Here is a 23,620-nt window from a genome sequence, read left to right as displayed (position 1 = left end):
CATCACCATACTATGGCTGTTTAATCAAAACCTAAGATTTGTCTTGCTGAAAGTCGGCGTTCTTTTTTTGCAACACTCTTTTCATATTCGCTTTCAGCTTCAATATCAAAGATATTTTGGAACAGCTCTAATTTTTCACTGCTATTTTTATCATTACTCAATTCTTTAGCTTGTTTAATCGGATCTTTCAACATTTGATTAATGATACTTTTAGTATGTTTAGAAATCACTTTACGTTCACGTTCACTTAAATCAGGTAATTTACGGTCAATGCTATCCATAGTTTCTTGTTGGATATGCATTGCTTTTTCGCGTAAAGCTCTGATAACAGGAACGACACCTAACATGTTGACCCAATCGTTATGCGTTGCGATTTCATGTGGAATTTGTTCAGCGATTTGCGCTGCTGCCGCTTCTCTTTCACGTAAATTAGCATCAACAAGTCCTTTTAGGTCATCGATATCGTAGCTGAAAATGTTCATGTCGGATTCAATAGCTGGATCAATATCTCTAGGTACCGCAATATCGATTAAAACCATTGGCTCTTGTTTACGTTGACGTTTTACAGATTCCATCATATTTCGAGTAATAATATAGTCAGATGCACTTGTTGAACTAATTACTATATCCGCATTGACTAATAAGTTTTCTAATTCTTCCATAGTGGCATAAGAAGCTTGATGCTTCTCTGCTAATTGACGTGCACGCTCAGCTGTTCTATTCACAACCGTAACATGTTCGATACCTGAACCCATTAGGTTCAGTAATGAGAGTTCACTCATTTCGCCGGCACCAATAATCACAGCGTGTTGTGATTTAAGATTGCCGAATACTTTTTTAGCTAATTCTACGGCTGCATATGAAACACTGACAGCATTATCAGCAATATCAGATTCATGATGTGCACGTTTCGCAAATGTGATTGCTTGTTTAAATAAATGATTGAAAATCGTACCTGTTGTACCAACTTCTTGTGCTGTAAAGAATGCATCTCTCATTTGGCCAAGAATTTGTGTTTCCCCTAACACAATAGAATCTAAGCCTGAAGTTACATTAAATAAATGTTCTACAGCTTCATCCCCCACCAATGCTTCAGACATTGATTTGATTTCTTCAACTTCTAAACCGAATTTACGCGCTAAAAAGCGTTGGATGTAATAACGTCCAGTGTGAATCTGGTCTGCTACTGCATAGACTTCTGTTCGGTTGCATGTTGATAAAATCACGTTTTCTAATATTGATTTAGTTTCAAATAAATCAATATGCGATTCTTGTATGGCATCAGCTTTGAAAGCAACTTTCTCTCTCAGTGCTACATCAGCGGTACGATGGTTGATGCTTATCGCAATTATATGCATTTTTAACGCCCTCCATACTATTGACAATACACTAATTATAACACACAAATTTAAACCTTAAAGTCATCAAACCTTTTTAATTAGAAATATTCTAATCTAGAAAAGGTCTAGTCATAATTTTGTCATATTTCACTTTAAATGCTAACTACATCCATATTATTGACACATTTGCTAAAAAGTTGATACTCACAGTCTTTATCATGATTCATAGGTTTCATAAATAATAAAGGTCATCTTTTTACATAAAACTCATTATAAATAACTTTGAATCGCATTCCATATCACTTGTTGATTCTTATTATTTATCGATGAATAACTGATAATTGTATCTTCACTTTCCATTTCAAGTTTTTCTCTGATCACTTTAAGATGCTTTTGAATCTTACCTTTGGCGATTTTATCTTGTTTCGTCGCAATGATTAAAACCGGCAGATCATAATACTTTAAAAAATCATACATCAGTACATCGTCTTGAGTCGGCGCATGTCTAATATCAATTAATTGGATTACCAGCTTCAATTGTTCACGTTCAGTAATATATTTTTCTATCATTTTACCAAACTGTTCTCTCTGTTTTTTACTTACTTTCGCATAGCCATAACCTGGTACATCCACAAAAACAAGTTGTTGATCTATATCATAAAAATTCAATGTTTGTGTTTTCCCTGGCTGTTGTGAAGTTCTTGCCATATTTTTACGTCCAATCATACTATTGATGAACGTTGATTTGCCTACATTTGAACGCCCGCTTAACGCCACTTCATCAAGTCCTGTTTCTGGATACTGATCGGGTTTGACTGCACTGATTAACAGTTCTATATTATTTGGGTTGATATTCATATTCGACCTCTTTTCTACTACTTTTAGATTGATTCGCGTTTCATTATATCAAATTTTAATTTTAAAAGTGAATCTATTATCAAAAATGCCCATAAAAATAGCACTCTCCTACTCTCAACAGAGTAAAAGAGTGCTTGATTTATCTAAACTATGCAGAAGTTTTTTCTAAATTCACTTTGTTTCCTTCCGCATCGTACAATTCTGGTGTAGATTCATTATTGATTGTATCAGCAGTGATAACCACTTTTGCTACATCATCAGTAGATGGAATATCATACATGATTTCAATTAATGACTCTTCAATGATTGAACGTAAGCCACGTGCACCAGTTTTACGTTCGATAGCTTTTTCAGCAATCGCTGATAAAGCTTCTTCAGTAAATTCTAGTTCAACATGATCTAGCTCAAGCATTTTTTTGTATTGTTTAACTAACGCATTCTTAGGTTGCGTTAAGATATTTTTCAATGCTGAAATATCTAATGTTTCTAAGTTTGCGACAATTGGAATACGTCCGATAAATTCTGGAATTAATCCATAAGATTGTAAATCTTCTGGACGAATGTGTTCTAATAGTGCACTTTCATCAACTTTCGCCGCTTCATTGCTTGCGAAGCCGATTACTTTTTCACCTAAACGACGTTTGATGACATCATCGATACCATCAAAGGCACCACCAAGGATAAATAAGATATTCGTTGTATCAATTTGAATAAATTCTTGGTTAGGATGCTTACGTCCGCCTTGAGGTGGAACACTTGCAGTTGTACCTTCTAGAATTTTAAGCAATGCTTGTTGAACACCTTCACCTGACACATCACGTGTAATTGAAGTGTTTTCTGATTTACGTGCAATCTTATCAATTTCATCCACGTAAATAATACCTTTTTCAGCTTTATCAATATCAAAGTCAGCTGCTTGGATTAAACGTAGTAAGATATTTTCTACGTCTTCACCAACATAACCTGCTTCAGTTAAACTTGTTGCATCCGCAATCGCAAATGGAACATTCAATGTTTTAGCTAAAGTTTGTGCAAGTAATGTTTTACCGCTACCTGTAGGTCCGATTAAAGCAACGTTACTTTTTTGTAGTTCTACATCGTCATCATTCGGTCCTAGTTGTTGGATACGTTTGTAGTGGTTGTATACAGCAACAGATAATGATTTCTTAGCTTTTTCTTGACCAATTACATAGTTGTTTAATTGATCCATAATCTCTTTCGGGGTCGGTAAATCTGTAAATTCTTCTGTAGCAGTTTGCGCAAGTTCTTCTTCAACAATCTCTGAACATAATTCAATACATTCATTACAAATGTACACGCCGCTACCAGCTACAAGTTTCTTAACTTGGTCTTGGTCTTTACCACAGAAAGAACATTTCAATTTTTCTTCATCTTCATTGAACTTAAACATTTATTATTTACACCTCTATTCCATAAAGACTATACTAAAACACTTTATAGTATGCAATAAATGTGTTTATAGACTTTATCGTTTCTTTTAAAACCTGTATATATCCGACATTTTTGCAGGTTTTAGTTCATTTACAATTATTTTTATTTTATCTATGGTGATTTCATTACTTTATCAACTTGTATATTGAATATATCATTTTGTAAAGGTTATGCAACAAAATTGCTTACAAACAATATAGCACAAGCATATCTAAAACGAAATGATTTCGACCGTAAATCACTGTAGAGGATGAAATCACATGTTTTAATTCATATGATGCACATGCATCTCAGTATGAATCAGTTATCATGCAACTTCACCCTCTACCTATTCATTTATTCAATTGGAAATGAATGAATTATTTTTCTTCTTTTTCTTCTTCTTTGTTATCTTCTTTACCTTCAACAAATTTAGCATTGTCTACTAATAAATCGATAACTTTTTTAACACGTACATCACCTTTAATTAAGTCAGTGTTGCCTAATGTTTTCTTGATATCTTCAGCAGAGATACCGAATTGTGTACTCATTGCTTCTAACTCTTTATCAACATCTTCTTCAGATGCTTCTACGTCTTCAGCATTCGCAATCGCAGTTAATGTTAAGTTAGTTTTAACACGTGCTTCTGCGTCGTCTTTCATTTGTTCTCTTAATTGAGATTCATCTTGACCAGAGATTTGGAAGTAAGTTTCTAAGTTAAGACCTGATTGTTGAATACGTTGTTCGAATTCTTGCATCATACGGTTTAACTCAGTGTTAATCATAGCTTCTGGAATATCTACTTCAGCATTTTCAACTGCTTTGTTGATTGCTTCTTCTTTTTCAATATTTTCAGCATTGACTTTCTTTTCTTCTTCAAGACGTTTGCGAAGATTTTCTTTATATTCATCAACGCTATCTGCATCTGAATCTAATTCGTTCGCAATTTCATCGTCTAATTCTGGAACATTTTTGTATTTGATTTCATTGATTTTTACTTTGAATGTTGCTTCTTTACCAGCTAATTCTTCAGCGTGGTATTCTTCTGGGAATGTAACTTTAACGTCTTTTTCTTCACCAGTTTTTAAGCCAACTAATTGTTCTTCGAAACCAGGGATGAACATACCTGAACCGATTTCTAAATCGTAACCTTCAGCTTGTCCGCCTTCAAATTGTTCACCATCAACATAACCATCGAAGTCTAAGTTTACAGTATCGCCTTCTTCAACTGCACCATCTTCTTTGATTACCATTTCAGCTAAGTGACCTAAGCTGTGATCAATTTGTTCTTGTAATTCTTCGTCTGTTAATTCAGCATTTTGTCTTTCAATTTCAAGACCTTTGTATTCACCAAGTTTTACTTCTGGTTCAACTGTAACAGTAGCGTTGAATTTCAAGTCTTTACCTTTTTCGATTTGTGTTACTTCGATTTCTGGTTGATCAACTGGTTTGATACCAGTTTCTTCGATAGCTTCACCATAAGCTTCTGGTAATAAGATATCTACTGCATCTTGGTAAAGTGCTTCTACACCAAAACGTTGTTCAAAAATTTGGCGAGGAACTTTCCCTTTACGGAAACCAGGAATATTTACTTGTTTAACTACTTTCTTGAATGCTTGATCGATTGCTTGATCTACTTTTTTAGCAGGAACTGTAACTTCTAAAACGCCTTGGTTACCTTCCTTTTTTTCCCATGTTGCTGTCATGTATAAAAACCTCCATGATAATCCTTTTTTAATTTTTCAACTTTTTCATTATAGCATACGTATAAATTGGTTACAAACCTGGTGATTAGAACGTATACGCAATGTTAAAACAAACTAATTTTTCATTTTCTATCAAGGTCAATAATATCATATTACCCCAATTATTGAGTGATATTCTGTTCTATCGCATGAATCCACTTCAAAACAGGTTCACTCATATGTTTCTCTGCTGATTCTGATAGATTCAACATATCTTCTATATAATTGAAGAATGTGTCAATCCATGCGTCTACAGGTGCTTCTTGTTCGATTTCCAATGGATAAATACCAATTGCAAAACCTTGCAACATCTGTGAAATTTCACTTCGCATCTGACTGCCGAATTGGTCTTCAAATTGTTGCATCACCGCTGGAATTACCTTTTGTGTAAAAGATGCATATTCAAGTCCTGGCAGAGCTTTCGGTACGACTTTAAATTCTGCATTATTTTTAACAAAATTGATTTCGTGTTGATACTGCGCTTTTTTCAAATATTCTAAGATAATTGTTTGCACATGCGAATGAAGTCGTTCTTGATTTAAAATTTCCGCAAAAGTTTCCGCAAAGCCATATTGGCCTTCATGCATCATATCGAATAATAAATATAACTGTTGATCAATAGTCAGCGTTGTAAAGCGACTCATTTTTGAAATATAGTGCTTTTTATTTTGATTCAGCTGCATTTGTGCATCTTCTTTAATAGGAAACAACTGCATGCGTATATCATGATCTTTTACTTGATCAATAATCTGATTGAACAGGTTAACACATTCATAATATTGGCCTAACCCATGCAGACTTGTCATATAATACACCATTAAGCGATTATATGCATCGAAGCCTTGTTTCAACAAAATAATCGCTTCTTCACGCAATTCTAAGTATTGTTCCATTCTCAGAAGCATTTCACACTTCAATAAAGCCAAGTCAGTATCGAGTTCAAAATCTTTTTCATACTTCATAAAAAGATCATACATCTTATCATACTGTTCATGCTTAAAAGATGTTTTAATATCATTAATCAATTTGGATTGATTTTGTGGAAATGGGATTATGTCAGTCATTATTAACACCCGCTTCTAATTAAATGCTTGTAAGATTAATGCACTCCATGTTTCAAAATCATCGTAATTTTCAATTTTACCTTGATTCATCCATTTGATTTTAAGTGTGTCAGTTTCTTTTGCTTCTACACTATTTGAATCTACTCTGATTTTAAATACGACACCTAAATGAACTTCTCCTACTTCGTTCGTATCATCGTTAATAAAACCAATGTATTCCATGTTTTGTGTTTTGCTGCTGTTAAGACCGACTTCTTCTTCTAGTTCACGTTGTGCGTTCACACGTAAGACTTCATTAATAGATTGTGCATCCATAACATCATTCATATGACCGCCGACACCAATTGATGACTGTCCATGCAGACGACTTTCACCGCCACCAGAAAGGCGTTCATATACTAATATTTCGCCCTTTTCGTTCTCTAATAAACAATATGAAATTAATTGTTTATATGTCGGATCTTCTTCCATATCACCGCGACGTTTCACTTCGTACTTGTCTAAGTTATCGAAAATCGCTTCCCCTGACGGATCATTTTTTGATAAGAAACCATTAAATGCGTCTTTTTCTTTGTTAAAAACAATTTCTCTTGGTACTACAATTATTCTTTCATCAAATTTCGACATGTGTTTCTCCTTTACTTTGGGTTTATGTACTTGTCTGTATTCTATCAAAGTTTTAAAATCAACGTAAAGTTGTATTAAAAAAACTCAATCATCAGTACGCTTATCTACCAATGATTGAGTATTGTAAATGAATTATTTTAAAGCTGCTTTAGCTTTTTCAACTAATTCGCCGAAAGCTTTGTCGTCTGAAATTGCAATTTCAGAAAGCATTTTACGGTTAATGTCGATGTCAGCTTGTTTTAAGCCGTTCATTAATTTTGAGTAGCTTAAGCCGTGGTTACGAGCTGCTGCATTGATACGAGTAATCCATAATTTACGGAAATCACGTTTTCTTTGACGACGGTCACGGAATGCGTATTGACCTGATTTCATTACTTGTTGTTTAGCTACTTTATATAAAGTATGTTTAGAGCCGAAGTAACCTTTAGCTAATTTGATTACTTTTTTACGACGCGCTCTTGTTACTGTTCCACCTTTAACACGTGGCATATTGAATTCCTCCTTGGTTATATCTATAACTCTGATTATTTTTGATTTGTTTCAGGCGCTTTCTTTATTTCAAAGCTAAAGCTGACCTGTGTGTTTATCTCGTTAATAACTTATTTTTTGTAAGCTAATAATTGTGCTACACGTTTCATATCACTTTTAGAAACTAAAGCTGATTTACGTAATTGACGTTTTTGTTTAGTGCTTTTGTTTGCGAATAAGTGAGAAGTATAAGCTCTTGAACGTTTTAATTTACCTGAAGCAGTTCTTTTAACACGTTTAGCTGCTCCGCGGTGTGTTTTCATTTTAGGCATAATGAAATTCCTCCTGTAATATCTTTAAAAATTATTTTTCTGCTAGTGGTGCTAGCATAATAAACATTTGACGGCCTTCCATTTTAGGCTTTTGTTCAACTGTAGCGATATCTTTGCATTCGCCTGCAAATTTCTCTAATACACGTTGACCAATTTCCTTATGAGTGATGGCACGTCCTCTGAAACGAATTGAAACTTTACATTTATCGCCTTTAGTTAAGAATTTGCGTCCTTGTTTCAACTTAGTTTGGAAATCATGTTCCTCAATTGTTGGACTTAAACGAATTTCTTTAACATTGATAACTTTTTGTTTTTTCTTCATTTCTTTTTCTTTTTTCTGTTGCTCGAATTTGTATTTACCGTAATCCATAATACGAGCAACAGGTGGTTTAGCGTTAGGCGCTACTACGACTAAATCTAAACCAACACGATCAGCCATTTCTAATGCTTCACGTTTTTGTTTAACACCGATTTGTTCACCGTCTTGACCAATGACACGAATTTCTCTTGCGCGAATTCTATCGTTAACTTGCGTTTGATCTTTTGCTATGGTTAACACCTCCGTTATATTTACGAAATATCCCAAGTAAAAAAGAGCGGACACAGAAGTGCCCGCTCTTTTCCATAAAGTCAACGTCATCATTGTAACGTTGTTTTGGACCTGCCAACAGCCTTAAGCGTCGCTACAGGTGAGAAGCGGGAAGCTTCTACTTGGTTCGTTTCGTATTCAACATATACAATCATATCAACATTACAAGACAAAGTCAATTAAAATTTTTAACTTTATTTAAATTGGCTCATATCCACGTCTTGACTTAAGTCAACTTGTTTCAATGGAATTTTTTTAGTTTTATATCTGATTTTATGATACAAGAAGAATGCTAAGAAAACTGGAATACCCATGTAAGTGATAATGAAGCGATTTGGATCAAAATCACCTGTTTTAATGAAATCAACATCTTGGCCGATAATAACAATCACACATAAGATACCTGCGAAAATCGGACCGAATGGGAACCATTTAGCTTTGTATTTCAATTCATGTTTATCATAATTTTGGACTTTAAAAGCACGTCTGAATCGGTAGTGACTGATTGCAATACCAACCCATGCGATAAAGCCTGTCATACCACTTGCTGCAACGATGTATTCATATGCATCACCGCTTAAGCGTTGTATTAAGAAGATTAATACTGTTACGGCGCCAGTTGCGATTAATGCTAAGAATGGCACACCATGCTTTGTAGTTTTACCAAATGCTGATGCTGCAAGTTTATCTTTACTCATAGAGTACAACATACGTGTTGATGCGTACATACCAGAGTTACCTGCTGATAATACTGAAGTTAAGATAACTGCGTTCATAAATGATGCCGCAAACGCTAAACCAGCATTTTTAAATACTAATGTAAATGGTGATGTCGCGATGTTATCTTCTCCGCCCATCAATGCTGGATGAGTATAAGGAATAATCATACCAATTACAAAGATAGCTAAGATATAGAATAATAAAATTCTCCAGAATACTTGTTTAATTGCTTTTGGTACAGCACGTTCAGGATTTTCTGATTCCCCTGCTGTAATACCGATTAACTCTGTTCCTTGGAATGAGAAACCAGCAATTAAGAATACACCTAAGATTGATAATAAGCTTCCGCCTAAATTACCACCTAAAATCGGGCCGTCACCAGAAGTAAATGTTTCAAATCCGATGAATTTACCGCCCATGATACCGACAATAGTAAGTAAACCGATACCAATAAAGACAATAACTGTTATTACTTTAATTAATGCAAACCAATATTCACTTTCACCATACACTCTAACTGATAATGAGTTTAAAGCGAAGATGATGATAAGGAAGAGTACACTCCATGCCCATGCAGGAATGCCTTTCATTGGATCCCAGTACTGAATCACTTGCGCTGCAATAGTTACGTCAGCTGCTACAGTGATAACCCAGTTAAACCAATAGTTCCATCCTAAAGCAAAGCCTAATGATGGGTCTACAAATCGTGTTGCGTACGTACTGAATGAACCAGATACTGGTAAGTACGTTGCCATTTCTCCTAATGATGTCATCAAGAAGAACACCATAATACCGATAACTGCGTAGGCGATTAATGCGCCGAGTGGTCCAGCATCATGAATTGCACCGCCAGATGTAACGAATAATCCTGTTCCGATACATCCCCCGATGGCGATCATGGAAATATGACGGTCTTTCAGACCTCTTTGGATGCCTGCATCCTGATTAGATTGATTGTTCATAATCGATTCCTTTCTTTAGTATAGAGGCTTGCATGAATACAAAAAATGATGGCCGCTACAGATATGCGACCATCACTTGAAATTTATCATATACGGTAGCACATCACATTATGTGACAGTCCAGTTCCTATTCGGAAACTGACCCAAAATACAATAGTTATGGCTATTGTAAATTTCGGCATCTTTGCCTTTAACTTATTCAACATACGCTCCAATAAAGCTTCTGATAAGCAACTCATCAAAGATGCAACCTCTAACACTTTTTTAATATTTAATTAACTACATTGTAATATACCTTAATTCCAGACTGATTTCAAGGTCTTAATTCGAACGTTGTTTTTTTAGACGAATTTCATCGACTAAATTCCAGATGAATTCATCTTTTTCTACAGTTTCTTGATCTTTAGAACCATATTTACGCACGTTCACTTCATTGTTTTCAATTTCTTTGTCTCCAATTACAAGTTGATATGGGATTTTATGCATTTGTGCTTCACGGATTTTATAACCCATTTTTTCATTACGATCATCAATTTCTACACGCACACCTTGTGATTTTAATTCATCTTGGATTTGACGTGCATAATCATAATGTAAGTCCACATTAACTGGGATGATTTCAACTTGCATTGGTGCTAACCAAGTTGGGAAAGCCCCTTTAGTTTCTTCAGTTAAGAATGCTACGAAACGTTCCATAGTTGATACCACACCACGGTGGATAACTACTGGACGGTGTTCTTCACCATCTTTACCGATATAAGCTAAGTCGAAACGTTCTGGTAATAAGAAGTCAAGTTGAACTGTTGATAAAGTTTCTTCTTTACCCATAGCTGTTTTAACTTGAACGTCTAATTTAGGACCGTAGAATGCCGCTTCCCCTACCGCTTCTTCATACGGTAAGTTCATTTCATCTACTGCTTCTTTCAACATTGCCTCAGCTTTGTTCCACATTTCATCATCATCGAAATATTTCTCTGTATCTTCTGGATCACGATAGCTTAAACGGAAGCTGTAGTTTTCGAAACCAAAGTCTTTGTAAACTTCTTGAACTAATTCAACTACACGTTTGAACTCTTCTTTAATTTGATCTGGGCGTACGAAAATGTGGGCATCATTTAAAGTCATACCACGTACACGTTGTAAGCCTGATACCGCACCACTTGCTTCATAACGATGCATTGTACCTAATTCAGCAATACGAATTGGTAATTCTCTGTATGAATGTGGTTTATTTTTATAAATCATCATATGGTGTGGGCAGTTCATCGGACGTAAAACCATTTCTTCAGTTTCGTCCAATTTCATTGGCGGGAACATGTCATCTTGGTAATGATCCCAGTGTCCTGAAGTTTTATATAAGTCAACATTAGCTAAAACAGGTGTATAAACATGGTCATAGCCTAAACTAACTTCTTTATCTACGATGTAACGTTCAATTTCACGACGAATTGTTGCACCGTTTGGTAACCATAATGGTAAACCAGCGCCTACTAATTGACTGTTCATAAATAAGTCTAATTCTTTACCGATTTTACGGTGGTCACGTTCTTTACGTTCTTCAAGCATTTTTAAATGTGCTTTTAATTCTTTTTTATCAAAGAACGCTGTACCATAAATACGTTGTAACATTTTATTGTTGCTGTCACCGCGCCAATATGCACCTGCTGTAGATAATAGTTTGAACTCTTTGATTTTTGAAGTAGATGGTACGTGTACACCACGGCATAAGTCAGTGAATTCACCTTGTGTATATAGTGTCACATTTTCATCTTCAGGAATTGCATCGATTAATTCTTGTTTATACGGATCGTCTTTAAAGAAGTCTTTCGCTTCATTACGGCTGACTACTTTACGTTCAATTTTATGATTTTCATTTACAATTTGTTTCATTGTTTTTTCGATTTCAGGGAAATCATCTGAAGAGATTTTAGCATCAGTATCGAAATCATAGTAGAAACCGCCTTCAATGACAGGACCTACTCCGAATTTCACGTCGCCATACAAACGTTTTAATGCTTGTGCCATTAAATGCGCTGTAGAGTGACGTAACACTTCAAGTGCTTCTTCACTGCCAGGAGTTACGATTTCAATTGATCCATCTTCTTCAAGTGGACGAGTCAAATCAACCATTTGTCCATTAAATTTACCTGCTACTGCTTTTTTTCTTAACCCAGGACTGATTGATTGTGCGATTTCTTCAGTAGTAATGCCTTTATCAAATTCAGAACTGTTGCCATCTGGAAATGTAATACTAATTTTGTCCATTCATAAACGCCTCCATTTATAATCTTCACGTAAAACAAAAAGAACCCCGCCCTATAAAGGGACGAGGTTCTCGTGATACCACCCTAGTTTAAGAAACAGAACATTCCCATGATACTGTTTCTCATCTCTGCATAAGATAACGGTCTTGAGCCGGATATCCATTACGAATATCATTTATCTAAAAGGGAGTAACATATTAGTATGTTAACTGCTTTCTCATCACCAGCAATTTTCTGTATAACAGTGAAAAACATGTCATATCCTTTAATGTTTACGTTGATTTAGATTTAATTCTATTATAACTCATTTTCAAAAAATATCAATCATCACGATAATTCTCGCCGACTAATTCATAGGGTTCTGCTAAAGATTTAATACGTTCCATAATTCTAGCAGCTTTTGTCTGTTCAGAGCCATCTCGCGTCATCGCTAAATGGTGTTCTAAAGCTTTGAAATCAAAGTTTGAGCTAAAGAATGTCGGCAACTCTTGTACCATTCTATAATGCAGTAATGGTCCGATGACTTCGTCACGCACCCAAGGTGTGACTTCTTCTGCACCGATATCATCTAGCATGAGGATATTCGCTTCTCTGACCACTTGTAATTTACGTTCAAATGAACCATCTTTAAATCCATTTTTTAACGTACGGATGAATTCAGGTAGGTATACAATCGTTGAAGGAATCAGTTTGGACTTCAATTGATTGGCAATCGCACCTAAAATAAAGGATTTACCTGTACCAAAAGAACCATATAGATATAAACCTTTAACACTTTCTCCTCTTACGATTGCTTTACATAATTCATCAGCTTTCATAGCTACATTTAAACGTTCACGATTATCCATATAAATATCTGCTAATTTAGCATCTAACGTATCTCTCTGCATATGATGTGAAGTGATTAAATGTGCTTCTCGTTGTTCTTGATCGTGTTTGATTTTGCATGGACATGGAAGGTATTTGATTTTAATTCTGTTATGTTCAATATAGAGTTCAGGTACATGACCTTTAACAAAGTTAGGACAATCTTTGAATTCATGGCCATCATAATGTTTTTGCTGGTCTTTATATTCTTGCAAAATATTCAAGTCTTCTTCAATCATCCGATTCGTTACTTCAGATTGATGTTCTTCTAGGAAGCGTTTAACGTCAGGATCATTAATTACATCTCTTTTGATTTTCTCAAATCTTTTTTGAAAATCTGGAGATGTCTGCATGATATTGCTGAAACGTTTCATATTATTCATCCTCCTTCCATGTTTCTTTTAAGTGTTGTAAAAAGGCTGCACTATCTTGCGCGAGAGATTGGTCGGTTGAAGCGGATGAACGTTTTTCACCTTTCTTACGACGTTTTTCATGTTCTCGATTCAACAGCCAATCAGGTGTAATCTCTTTTGATACAGGATTTCTTCTATTATTAAAGCGTTTTGGACCGCTTTGTTGTTGATAACTTTTAGTTTGACGTGCTTGTTCATCCTTTTTCAACTTCATCACATGATGATAGGCTTCTTCTGCAGAACTGATTTCCAATTTTTTCCAGTTTGATGCAATCTCTAATATATACTTTTTAGTCAATTTCATCCCACTGTTTAACATGGCGTATTGTAATAACATATTAATTACACCAAACGGTAATTGTTCTCGCACGATTATGTCTTCTATCATATATTTTTGTTGAGGTGTCGGTTCTGAACCCGACCACCCTGTCAACATATCAATCGGACTTAAATTATCCATTAATTTAAACCATTGTTTAAACTCTTCATCTGTTTGAGGAATAGAATTGATTTCTATTTGTGCCTCTTCTGCAGTTTCTGGTCGAACAGGTTCTGCTTGCGCCTCTAAAGACGGCAATTGATTTTCGTGTTCAATCGCATAAAACGCACGCGCTTGTTTACGCAATTCTTCAAACGAAATTTTTTGTGCACTTGTCAGCGATTTTAAAATCAAATTCTTCATCCCTTCCGGCGTTATACCGTATAGCACAGCGAGTTGTGTAATGAGATGTTTCGTTTTTTCTTCTATTATTTCTGCACTGACAAAATGATTGCTTAGTAATTGATACAACAATTCGAAGTCAAAGTGAACACGGTCTAAGTTCATACCATCGTATTTTTGTGTTTCTGTTATTTGATGTGTCGTATCTACCTTATCTAACGCATGATTGGGTACTTTAAAAACATCTGTAAAATTTCTTGTCACTTCATGATAATTTGATAAATCAACTTGTGTCGATTCAAAATAACGACGTAATTCATGGAAACGTTTACCCTCAACTTCTTTATAGAGATAAACAGATAACATAGGATCATTGAAAAATGTTTTAGGTGATGGCGGATCGACTAACAAATACACAAATTGTGATTGATTTTCATCATGTTTTGCATAGGTTTTAATCAGTCCAATCGCTTCCAAACGATTCATTTCTTCTCTGAATTGACCTAGGTTTAATTTCAACTCACTCATAATCACATAATGTGTATAGTCTTTTTGTTGTTTAACCTCTGCAAACTGAGAAAGATAATGATACACACCGATGGCTGTTGTGCCAATAAGTGGTGTAAACAAACGGTTCAATACTTCGAGTTGAGATGCAGAAAGTTTTTGTGCTTGCAGCACTTTGAATGGATCTTGCGGACGTAATCCAAAGTCATTTTGACTCAACTTCATCAAGATTCACTCCGTTTATTCTTTTCTTGTAAGATGCCTTGCATAGATTCAAGCAATTGATCGACATCTTTAAATTCTTTATATACAGAGGCGAATCTTACATAGGATACTTGATCCACATGCATTAATAAATTCATCACATGTTCGCCAATTTCTCTTGAAGAAACCTCTGCATGGCCTTCATCTCTTAAACGCCATTCTACTTTACTTGTAATATCTTCAAGCTGTTGATAACCGACTGGTCTCTTTTCACACGAACGAACGAGCCCATTCAATATTTTGTCACGTGAAAACTGCTCACGTGTGCCATCTTTTTTCACTACGATAAGCGGACTCATTTCAATATGCTCAAATGTAGTAAAACGAGTGCCGCAATTTTCACATTCACGACGTCTGCGAATGGCATTGGCTTCATCAGCATGTCTAGAATCTATCACACGAGAATGCGTAGAATTACATTTAGGGCATTTCATTCATTTTCACCTCTTTAATTGATTACGCCTATTATACTATAAAAGTGCAAGTCACAAAAGAAAGGAAGCCAGCACATAAAAAAACCAGTTAATCAGAGCCCTACTTCTGATTAACTGGTTAAAAATTTATGACAGCAGTTTCAATTAAGCTGTTGCTTTTTCTTTTGTTTTTAACAATTCACCAATTTGAACTGCAATATCAACAACGCGGTTAGAATAACCCCATTCATTGTCGTACCATGCAATCACTTTAACTTTCTTGTCATCCATTACAAGCGTTGACATTGAATCAACGATTGCTGAGTTAGGGTTTGTGTTAAAGTCAACTGATACTAGTGGCTCATCTGAAACAGCTAATACACCTTCTAAGTCAGCATCTTCAAATGCTTTGTTGACTTGCTCAGCTGTTACATCTTCTTTTAAGTCTACTACTAAGTCTACTAATGAAACGTTTTTAGTAGGAACACGAAGTGCCATACCATGTAATTTACCTTCTAATTCAGGTAAAACTTCTTTCAATGCTTTTGCAGCACCTGTTGAAGTTGGGATAATACTTTCGTTACAAGAACGCGCACGGCGTAAATCTTTGTGTGGGTTATCAATATTTTTTTGGTCGTTTGTAATCGCATGTACTGTAGTCATTAAACCATTTTCGATTCCAAAGTTGTCGTTTAATACTTTTGCTACTGGACCGATACAGTTTGTCGTACATGAAGCATTACTAAAGATATCGAATTCTTCAACATCTAAGCTGTCATCGTTAACGCCTTTAACAACCATTTGTACGTGACCGCCTTTTGAAGGACCTGTTAATAAGACTTTTTTAGCGCCTGCTTTAATATGTGCATCCGCTTTGTCTCCGTGATTAAATTTCCCAGTCGCTTCTATGACAATATCAATATCTAAATCTTTCCAAGGTAAATTTTCTGGATTACGATCTGAAACTAATTTAATATCATGACCATCAATACGAATACCATTTTCTGTCGGTTCTACATCACCGTCATATTTACCATGTGTTGTATCGTATTTTACTAAATGTGCAATCGTTTCTGGAGGATAACTCGCATTAATTGCCACTACATTTAAATCATCATTTTTAGAAGCAATACGCAAAACCATGCGCCCAATGCGTCCCATTCCATTAATTGCAATATTCGTTGTCATAAAAAGCACCCCTCGTTTTATATGTGTTATACTTTATGGAATCAGTATAACATATTCACGTTAAAATGAAAGCGTTTTAGCAAAATAATTAAAAAAATTACTTATCACTAATGATAAGCAATTTTTTGTATTCATGTTCAGATTAAAATCATATTCACATTAAACCTCTTCAGAACTTTGAATATAACCTTCCTCCATCAACAATGCTTCAAGGTTTTGTTTAAGCTCTAGCAACGTACCGCGATTATCAATAACACGATCTGCCATACGACGTTTTTTGTCGATAGAGATCTGACTATATACACGCGCTTTCGCTTCTTCTTGTGTTAAGTCATTACGTTCCATTAAACGTTCCACTTGAATACTTTCAGAAGCATAGACTAACCATGTTTCATCAACAGTATCTTGAAGGTTATTTTCAAATAATAATGGAATATCCATAATTACATTGAAGCCTTCTTTTAAATAAGCTTCTTTTTGTCTTTCCATTAAATCTCTCACGATAGGATGTATGATTTGGTTTAATTTCTCTCGCATTTTGTCATCATTAAATACGATTTCACCGACGTATTTGCGATTCATTTCACCATTTTCATCTATCGCTTCATCGCCAAATACTTGGCGGACTTGTTCTAAACCTTCAGAACCTTTTTCTACCGCTTCTCTTGCCGCAATATCCGCATCCACAATTTTAAAACCATGGACTGCAAGCAATTCAGATACAGTAGATTTACCTGTTCCGATTCCGCCTGTTAAACCAATTACTTTTTGCATAATCTAATCTCCCTCGTTCAATTTATTTATTTTTGACAGTTTGGACAAAAGTGACTGTTTCTGCCACCTATCACTTCTGTCTCAATCGGACCGCCACATACAGGACAGATTTTCTTTTTATATACATTTAAATACTCCTGCATATGTCCAGTTTGACCATCTGCATGGCGATAATCAGAAATGCTGGTTCCGCCTTGTTCAATACCTAATGTTAGAACAGCCACTACTTCATCAAATACACGCTTTTGCTCTTGTTTCGTTAAAGTATTAACTTTGCGTTTTGGATGAATACGTGCATTAAATAAAGCTTCACAAGCATAAATATTACCGCAACCTGCAATAACATGATGATCTAAGATAACTTGTTTAATCGGCTTATTCTGATACTTCGGCAATGCTAATTGTTTTTGATAGTGTGTGTATGCATTGTCATCAAAAGGCTCTGGAGCCATCTTTTCAAATGACGTGTATGCTGTAATATCATCAACATTTTTAATTTCACCAAAGCGTCTAATATCAGAAAAGATTAATTGTTTGCCGTTACTAAGTTTGAAATTGACGTGCCAATGTTTTTGATAATTCGGTACAATAATCTCCGTTAAGTCATTGACTACGAAATAGCCACCAGTCATTCCTAAATGACTGACTAATACTCTTTTATCTTCATCTTTCTCTAAATATAAAAGAATATATTTACTTCTGCGTTCCACACGTGTAATTTTATAGCCTTCTGTACGATTTTTAAACATCGGCAAATCAATTTGTTTAATAATTGTGTCTCTACCGCTCGCTTTTCCATCGATGACTTTATCCGAGAACTCAACACTTTCAATAATTTGATTGATCACAAAGGGTTCAATCCCTCTTTTAACGTGCTCTACTTCTGGTAATTCAGGCAATTTGCGACCTTCTTTCTATTTTGCATCGTACCATGTTGGACCATAGTTAGTATCCACTTGTAATGGTACTTTTAATTCAATGGCATTATCCATAATATCTTCAATAAATTCACTGAAAGCTTCTACCTCATCTTTTGGCAGTTCAAAAATCAACTCATCGTGTACTTGCAGTAATAAGTGTGCATTGAAATCTGTTTCTTTCACAGCTTTATCATAATTAACCATTGCTAGTTTGATAATATCTGCAGCACTGCCTTGAATTGGTGTATTCATAGCTGTTCTTTCTGCAAAACTGCGTTGATTAAAGTTTCTGCTTGTAATATCAGGGATATATCTGCGACGGTGTAATAATGTTTCTACATAACCTTTTGCTTTCGCATCTTTAACGATATCACTCATATATTGTTTAACGCCTGGGAAACTATCTAAATAATCATCAATAAATTTCTTCGCTGCTTTTCTCGTAATACCTAAACTTTGGCTTAAACCATAATCACTAATGCCATATACTATTCCGAAGTTTACAGCTTTAGCTTGTCGACGCATTAAACCATCTACTTCGTCTGCTTCTACACCAAAGACTTTCATGGCTGTAGCTGTATGAATATCTCTTCCTTCTCTGAAGGCATTCATCATGCTTTCATCTTGCGTAATATGAGCAAGTACGCGTAATTCAATTTGAGAATAGTCCGCTGAAAGAATAACGTTATCCGCTTCTGCAGGTTTAAAGGCCTTTCTAATGCGGCGACCTTCTTCTAAACGTACAGGAATATTTTGCAAGTTAGGATCGACAGATGACAGACGTCCTGTTTGTGCAAGTGTTTGGTTAAAGTGTGTATGAATGCGATTATCATCTTGTATCACTTTTTGTAAGCCTTCTACATAAGTAGATTGTAATTTAGATAACTGGCGATATTCTAAGATATCTTCGATAATCGGATGTTCGCCTTGTAGTTGTTCTAAAACATCTACTGCAGTTGAGTAACCCGTTTTCGTTTTCTTGATAACTGGTAACTTCAAGTTTTCGAATAATACGACACCCAATTGTTTCGGTGAATTAATATTGAATTCTTCACCTGCTGCTTCATGAATACGAGCAATTAAAGTATCAAGCTTACCTTGAATTTCTCTTTCCATTTCTTTTAGCTCTTCAATATCCGTGTAAATGCCCATTTCTTCCATTTGTCCTAAAATGCGCGCAAGCGGCAATTCTAAGTCATTGAATAAATCTAATTGATTGTACTCTTTCAATGCATCAATCATTACAGGTGTACTCGTATCAATCGCATCCAAAATCGAAGCAATATAAGGATTCAACACATCATCTTCTGGCACTTGTCGTTTTTTGCCTTTACCAAAAACGTGTACTGCTTCAGGTACATAACCTTGGCCATAATCGACAACTACTGAATGAACATCATCAATTGAGCGAGATGGATTTAAAATGTAGCTTGCTAACATAATATCAAACGTAATATTTTTAATATCGATATTCATGCGATGTGCTTCTGCATATGTTTTTTTCGCATCATAGACATACTTTTCTGTTTGTTCGTCTTCTAACCATTTTATTAACTCAGGATAATTTTGAATCTCATCCGCATTAATCACTACAAAGTGTTCATCTGCTTTAAAGCCGAATTTCAAAATATCTGCAGTGAGATAGTCACCTTCATCTACTTCAAAGTGAAGCGCTGCTTGTTTTAATTGATCAAAGTCAATTGAGTTGAAATCTGTTTCAATATCATATGTTCGATCAGATTCAGTTTCAGTATCGGCATCAACATCGATTTGGTTCAACATTTGTTTAAAATCAAGTTCTTTAAACAGTTCAATTTTTTGTGTTTGATCCACTTCATCAGGCAACTTCGTTTCTTCAAGTGTAACTTCAATTGGACTTTCTCTATTAATCGTTGCTAACTCTTTACTCATCAACGCATCATCATGACCGTTTTCAAGTTTTTCTTTTAACTTTTTACCAGATACTTCATCTAAATGATTATAAAGATTTTCAACTGAATCAAATTGATTTAAAAGTTTAATAGCTGTTTTTTCACCGACACCCGCGATACCTGGGATATTATCTGAGCTATCTCCCATTAAACCTTTCATATCAATAATCTGTGACGGTGTTAAACCATTATATTTTTCCGCGATGAATGAAGGTGTGTAATGGTCAACATCTGTCACACCTTTTTTCGTATAGTATATAGTCACGTTATCAGAAGCGAGTTGTGTTAAGTCTCGGTCACCCGTTACAATTATTGTTTCAAAACCTGCTTTATCTGCTGCTTGACTTAACGTTCCAATAATATCATCCGCTTCATAATTTTCTAGTTCATAATGCTTAATATGATATGCATCCAATAATTGTCTGATTAACGGAAATTGTTCACTTAATTCTGGTGGCGTCTTTTGTCTGCCGCCTTTATATTCTTTAAATGTTTGATGTCTGAATGTCGTTTTTCCAGCATCAAATGCGACTAAGAAATGGGTCGGTTTTTCTTCTTTGATAATTTTTTCTAATAACATCGCAAATCCATAAGTGGCATTTGTATGAATTCCTGCACGATTCGTTAAAAGAGGCAATGCATAAAATGCTCGGAAACTTAAACTATTCCCATCAATTAACACTAATTTTTCCACACTATAACCTCCAGAATTGATTTGTTTCTATTTTATCATATGTGACATAGCCACTCATAAAAATAGCGCCGGAATTCCATCCGGCGCATATATTAAGATAACTTAATTGATTTATTTTTATTATCGAAAAATATCACTTTAAACGTTGTACCTACGCCAACTTGACTGTCTATTTGAATACGTCCGTGATAAGCTTCGACAATATGTTTCGTAATAGACAAACCAAGTCCTGTACCGCCTGAATCACGGCTTCTAGCTTTATCTACACGATAAAAACGTTCAAAGATATGTTTTTGATCTTCTGGAGCGATTCCAATCCCAAAATCTTCGACCTCTAAGACACGTTTTTCTCCATCTTTATAGACACGCACATGAATACGACTATCTTGAGGTGAATAGTTAATCGCATTGCTGACGATGTTCACCACAACCTGAGCAATTTTCGATGTTTCGGCATCGATAATCACGTAATCTTCAATATCCGTTTCCAACGTAATATTTTTCTTTTTACCATTTGTATATAAAGTTTTTACGGTGTTTCTCGTTACATCAGATAAATCCACAGGTTCTGTTTCAATTTCTTTTTGTTGTTCAATATGTGATAAGTCTAATAAATCTTCGACCAATGACTCAATACGATTAGACTCTTTCAAAATAATATTTAAGAATTCATCCAACGTCGTTTCATCATTCTTCGCCCCATCAATTAAAGTTTCCGCAAATCCTTTAATTGAAGTGATAGGTGTTTTCAGCTCATGTGAGACATTTGCGACAAATTCACGACGCAAATTCTCTAATTTCTTCAAGCTGGTAATATCGTGAAGAACGACAACCATCCCTTGCATTCTTTTCTTTTTACGAGATAAAATCGGCACACAGACGGTATCAAAATAACGTTCGTGAACATTATTCAAATATACTTTGACTTGTTCATTCATCGTTTTCTCGGTTTTAAAGGCATCGATAATCAATGTATTCAATTTACCTTTGATCACACGATTGTAATTTTGATTCACGACATTTGTTTCAGGATTAAACATTTCATAATATGCTGTATTTGCGATAACAATTTTACCGTATTTATCAATCATTAAAACTGAACTTGGTATATTTTCAAGTGTTGTTTTCAAACGATTTGATTGAATTTTTTGTTCATTATACATTTTTTGTAAACGACGTGCTAATTCATTCGTTGTTACGAATAAGTCTCGCGTTTCTTTCACATTGCTTTCAGGTACTCTGATATGATAGTGCCCTTGTGCTAAGAGTTTCGTCGCATAAGTTACATCATTAATCGGTCTGATATATGTGCGGTTAATGTTTCTAACAATTAAGAAGACTAAGGCAATAATGAATAAACCAATGATCGCAATATATTTCCAAGCTTCAAATTGTAGTTGTGTAATTTCATTATCGTAACCTGTAATTATAATAAAATGATCATTACTAATATATTTATAAGTAAATCTACGATTGTCATGATGCGTATCATAAAGCAGATTAGATGGATTTCCAACTACATTGATGTTTGGATTTGCGGGAACTTTTTTATCTGATTTAAATAATGTTTTACCTCCATCATTGCTATGTATGGATATTGTAAAATTATTTAAGTGTGCGTATTCTTTTAAAGCCTCTTCATGATGTGCTTTGTATGTCTTGTTGATACGCTCAGCATCATGCTTCAAGTTTTCAGCATCTCTCGATGAAATCGTTGTATAAATCGCATGATTAATCAATAAACCTAAAGCAACAAGACAAGAGATAATCAAGATGGCTAACGTCAGCAGTAATCTTGTGTAAAACTTCAATTTGCAGATTTAGGTCTTTCTAGTTTATAGCCTAATCCACGAACAGTTTTAATAAGCTTCGGCTGCTTAGGGTTTTCCTCTAATTTATCTCTTAAATGACTGATATGCACATCAACAATTCTTGAATCACCAGTAAATTCATAATTCCATACAGAGTTCAACATGTGCTCTCTTGTAATAACACGACCTTGGCGCTCGATTAAATAAAGAAGTAACTCAAATTCTTTAGGGGTCAATTCTAACAGTTCATTATTTTTATATACTTCAAAGTATTCAGGTCTGATTTTGATTGAACCGATGATTACATCTTCACTATCTGTTTCTTCTTCTTTTTGACTGTGAACTTGTTTAGATCTGCGTAAAATAGCTTTTACGCGTGCTACAACTTCTCTTGGTGAGAATGGCTTAGTCATATAGTCATCTGCACCGAGTTCCAAGCCTAATACGCGATCAAACTCATCATCTTTGGCAGTCAACATTAAGATAGGAACAAGATTTCGGTCTGAACGAATCGTTTTACAAACTTCAATGCCATCCAACTTCGGCAACATTACGTCTAATACGACTAAATCTGGTTGTACGGCATTCAGTTTTTGAAGTGCTTCTTCACCGTCATAAGCAACTTCTACTAAATAACCTGCTGTTTCTAAATTGTATTTCAGCAAAGTTACAATGGATTGTTCATCATCGACTACTAAAATTTTTTGTGTCATAGTCTTACCCCCTGTGTATTTTTCATCTTAATTATAACTTATATTTTCAAAAAGATAACATACT

The 23,620-nt window shown here is 35.0% G+C and carries 20 protein-coding genes, 1 riboswitch and 1 other annotated feature; all 20 genes read right to left on the bottom strand.

Annotated features, from left to right (window positions below; all coding sequences use genetic code 11):
* Positions 1-20: 20 nt before the first annotated feature.
* The 20 genes from hemA to MUA87_RS05825 all read right to left on the bottom strand — a co-directional run bounded on the left by hemA (position 21) and on the right by MUA87_RS05825 (position 23,556).
* Entirely contained in the window at positions 21-1,358 is a 1,338-nt protein-coding gene (hemA, locus tag MUA87_RS05920) for a glutamyl-tRNA reductase (protein WP_060804790.1), read from the bottom strand.
* A gap of 252 nt (positions 1,359-1,610) precedes the next feature.
* On the bottom strand, positions 1,611-2,198 hold the full coding sequence (yihA, locus tag MUA87_RS05915; RefSeq protein WP_023016081.1) for a ribosome biogenesis GTP-binding protein YihA/YsxC: 588 nt from the start codon (positions 2,196-2,198) through the stop codon (positions 1,611-1,613).
* A gap of 148 nt (positions 2,199-2,346) precedes the next feature.
* Positions 2,347-3,609 carry an ATP-dependent Clp protease ATP-binding subunit ClpX gene (gene clpX / locus MUA87_RS05910; RefSeq protein ID WP_023016082.1) on the bottom strand — a complete coding sequence of 421 codons (1,263 nt, stop codon included), beginning with the start codon at positions 3,607-3,609 and terminating at the stop codon, positions 2,347-2,349.
* Between the two features lie 400 nt (positions 3,610-4,009).
* On the bottom strand, positions 4,010-5,335 hold the full coding sequence (gene tig, locus MUA87_RS05905; RefSeq protein ID WP_023016083.1) for a trigger factor: 1,326 nt from the start codon (positions 5,333-5,335) through the stop codon (positions 4,010-4,012).
* Between the two features lie 161 nt (positions 5,336-5,496).
* Entirely contained in the window at positions 5,497-6,438 is a 942-nt protein-coding gene (locus MUA87_RS05900; protein WP_156666379.1) for a hypothetical protein, read from the bottom strand.
* A gap of 15 nt (positions 6,439-6,453) precedes the next feature.
* The gene (locus tag MUA87_RS05895) at positions 6,454-7,065 is read right to left on the bottom strand and encodes an NUDIX domain-containing protein (RefSeq protein WP_023016085.1); all 612 of its coding nucleotides are present in this window, start codon (positions 7,063-7,065) and stop codon (positions 6,454-6,456) included.
* A 132-nt stretch (positions 7,066-7,197) separates the two neighbouring features.
* Positions 7,198-7,554, bottom strand: a complete 357-nt coding sequence (rplT, locus tag MUA87_RS05890; RefSeq protein ID WP_002481155.1) for a 50S ribosomal protein L20 — start codon at positions 7,552-7,554, stop codon at positions 7,198-7,200.
* Positions 7,555-7,664: 110 nt separating this feature from the next.
* Positions 7,665-7,865 (bottom strand): 50S ribosomal protein L35, encoded by a 201-nt coding sequence (gene rpmI, locus MUA87_RS05885; RefSeq protein ID WP_002481156.1) that lies wholly within the window; start codon positions 7,863-7,865, stop codon positions 7,665-7,667.
* 31 nt (positions 7,866-7,896) lie between these two features.
* A complete protein-coding gene (gene infC, locus MUA87_RS05880; protein ID WP_031262802.1) occupies positions 7,897-8,424 on the bottom strand; it encodes a translation initiation factor IF-3 in 528 nt (175 codons plus the stop codon).
* A 23-nt stretch (positions 8,425-8,447) separates the two neighbouring features.
* Positions 8,448-8,584: a sequence feature (ribosomal protein L20 leader region), on the bottom strand.
* A gap of 64 nt (positions 8,585-8,648) precedes the next feature.
* A complete protein-coding gene (locus tag MUA87_RS05875) occupies positions 8,649-10,136 on the bottom strand; it encodes an amino acid permease (protein ID WP_002481158.1) in 1,488 nt (495 codons plus the stop codon).
* Positions 10,137-10,224: 88 nt separating this feature from the next.
* Positions 10,225-10,400: riboswitch (Lysine riboswitch) on the bottom strand.
* 57 nt (positions 10,401-10,457) lie between these two features.
* On the bottom strand, positions 10,458-12,401 hold the full coding sequence (gene thrS / locus MUA87_RS05870; RefSeq protein WP_002481159.1) for a threonine--tRNA ligase: 1,944 nt from the start codon (positions 12,399-12,401) through the stop codon (positions 10,458-10,460).
* Between the two features lie 319 nt (positions 12,402-12,720).
* Positions 12,721-13,641 carry a primosomal protein DnaI gene (gene dnaI / locus MUA87_RS05865; RefSeq protein ID WP_002481160.1) on the bottom strand — a complete coding sequence of 307 codons (921 nt, stop codon included), beginning with the start codon at positions 13,639-13,641 and terminating at the stop codon, positions 12,721-12,723.
* A 1-nt stretch (position 13,642) separates the two neighbouring features.
* Positions 13,643-15,073 carry a replicative helicase loading/DNA remodeling protein DnaB gene (locus tag MUA87_RS05860; protein ID WP_105977980.1) on the bottom strand — a complete coding sequence of 477 codons (1,431 nt, stop codon included), beginning with the start codon at positions 15,071-15,073 and terminating at the stop codon, positions 13,643-13,645.
* A complete protein-coding gene (gene nrdR, locus MUA87_RS05855) occupies positions 15,073-15,546 on the bottom strand; it encodes a transcriptional regulator NrdR (RefSeq protein WP_262551385.1) in 474 nt (157 codons plus the stop codon). Before nrdR ends, MUA87_RS05860 begins: the two co-directional genes overlap by 1 nt.
* A 144-nt stretch (positions 15,547-15,690) precedes the next feature.
* On the bottom strand, positions 15,691-16,713 hold the full coding sequence (locus MUA87_RS05850) for a glyceraldehyde-3-phosphate dehydrogenase (RefSeq protein WP_002481163.1): 1,023 nt from the start codon (positions 16,711-16,713) through the stop codon (positions 15,691-15,693).
* A 159-nt stretch (positions 16,714-16,872) separates the two neighbouring features.
* Positions 16,873-17,487, bottom strand: coding sequence for a dephospho-CoA kinase (gene coaE / locus MUA87_RS05845; RefSeq protein WP_023016089.1), 615 nt, complete (start codon positions 17,485-17,487; stop codon positions 16,873-16,875).
* Positions 17,488-17,513: 26 nt separating this feature from the next.
* The gene (mutM, locus tag MUA87_RS05840; protein ID WP_070626030.1) at positions 17,514-18,386 is read right to left on the bottom strand and encodes a bifunctional DNA-formamidopyrimidine glycosylase/DNA-(apurinic or apyrimidinic site) lyase; all 873 of its coding nucleotides are present in this window, start codon (positions 18,384-18,386) and stop codon (positions 17,514-17,516) included.
* A 15-nt stretch (positions 18,387-18,401) separates the two neighbouring features.
* Positions 18,402-21,032, bottom strand: a complete 2,631-nt coding sequence (gene polA, locus MUA87_RS05835; protein WP_207021167.1) for a DNA polymerase I — start codon at positions 21,030-21,032, stop codon at positions 18,402-18,404.
* 92 nt (positions 21,033-21,124) lie between these two features.
* On the bottom strand, positions 21,125-22,843 hold the full coding sequence (gene pnpS / locus MUA87_RS05830) for a two-component system histidine kinase PnpS (protein WP_002481167.1): 1,719 nt from the start codon (positions 22,841-22,843) through the stop codon (positions 21,125-21,127).
* Positions 22,840-23,556 (bottom strand): response regulator transcription factor, encoded by a 717-nt coding sequence (locus MUA87_RS05825; protein ID WP_002481168.1) that lies wholly within the window; start codon positions 23,554-23,556, stop codon positions 22,840-22,842. The genes pnpS and MUA87_RS05825 overlap by 4 nt, the downstream gene beginning before the upstream one ends.
* Positions 23,557-23,620 lie beyond the last annotated feature (64 nt).

Origin of the sequence: Staphylococcus simulans, from assembly GCF_025561465.1 — a bacterium.
Lineage (GTDB): Bacteria > Bacillota > Bacilli > Staphylococcales > Staphylococcaceae > Staphylococcus > Staphylococcus simulans.
This window is presented reverse-complemented; position numbering and strand designations above follow the sequence as displayed.

Bases quoted from the DNA above. Each gene is read 5' to 3' on its own strand.
- hemA (WP_060804790.1), bottom strand. From the start codon at position 1,358: ATGCATATAATTGCGATAAGCATCAACCATCGTACCGCTGATGTAGCA.
- MUA87_RS05825 (WP_002481168.1), bottom strand. From the start codon at position 23,556: ATGACACAAAAAATTTTAGTAGTCGATGATGAACAATCCATTGTAACT.
- thrS (WP_002481159.1), bottom strand. From the start codon at position 12,401: ATGGACAAAATTAGTATTACATTTCCAGATGGCAACAGTTCTGAATTT.
- clpX (WP_023016082.1), bottom strand. From the start codon at position 3,609: ATGTTTAAGTTCAATGAAGATGAAGAAAAATTGAAATGTTCTTTCTGT.
- MUA87_RS05895 (WP_023016085.1), bottom strand. From the start codon at position 7,065: ATGTCGAAATTTGATGAAAGAATAATTGTAGTACCAAGAGAAATTGTT.
- yihA (WP_023016081.1), bottom strand. From the start codon at position 2,198: ATGAATATCAACCCAAATAATATAGAACTGTTAATCAGTGCAGTCAAA.
- MUA87_RS05850 (WP_002481163.1), bottom strand. From the start codon at position 16,713: ATGACAACGAATATTGCAATTAATGGAATGGGACGCATTGGGCGCATG.
- nrdR (WP_262551385.1), bottom strand. From the start codon at position 15,546: ATGAAATGCCCTAAATGTAATTCTACGCATTCTCGTGTGATAGATTCT.
- coaE (WP_023016089.1), bottom strand. From the start codon at position 17,487: ATGCAAAAAGTAATTGGTTTAACAGGCGGAATCGGAACAGGTAAATCT.
- dnaI (WP_002481160.1), bottom strand. From the start codon at position 13,641: ATGAAACGTTTCAGCAATATCATGCAGACATCTCCAGATTTTCAAAAA.
- MUA87_RS05900 (WP_156666379.1), bottom strand. From the start codon at position 6,438: ATGACTGACATAATCCCATTTCCACAAAATCAATCCAAATTGATTAAT.
- MUA87_RS05860 (WP_105977980.1), bottom strand. From the start codon at position 15,073: ATGAAGTTGAGTCAAAATGACTTTGGATTACGTCCGCAAGATCCATTC.
- rpmI (WP_002481156.1), bottom strand. From the start codon at position 7,865: ATGCCTAAAATGAAAACACACCGCGGAGCAGCTAAACGTGTTAAAAGA.
- tig (WP_023016083.1), bottom strand. From the start codon at position 5,335: ATGACAGCAACATGGGAAAAAAAGGAAGGTAACCAAGGCGTTTTAGAA.
- rplT (WP_002481155.1), bottom strand. From the start codon at position 7,554: ATGCCACGTGTTAAAGGTGGAACAGTAACAAGAGCGCGTCGTAAAAAA.
- MUA87_RS05875 (WP_002481158.1), bottom strand. From the start codon at position 10,136: ATGAACAATCAATCTAATCAGGATGCAGGCATCCAAAGAGGTCTGAAA.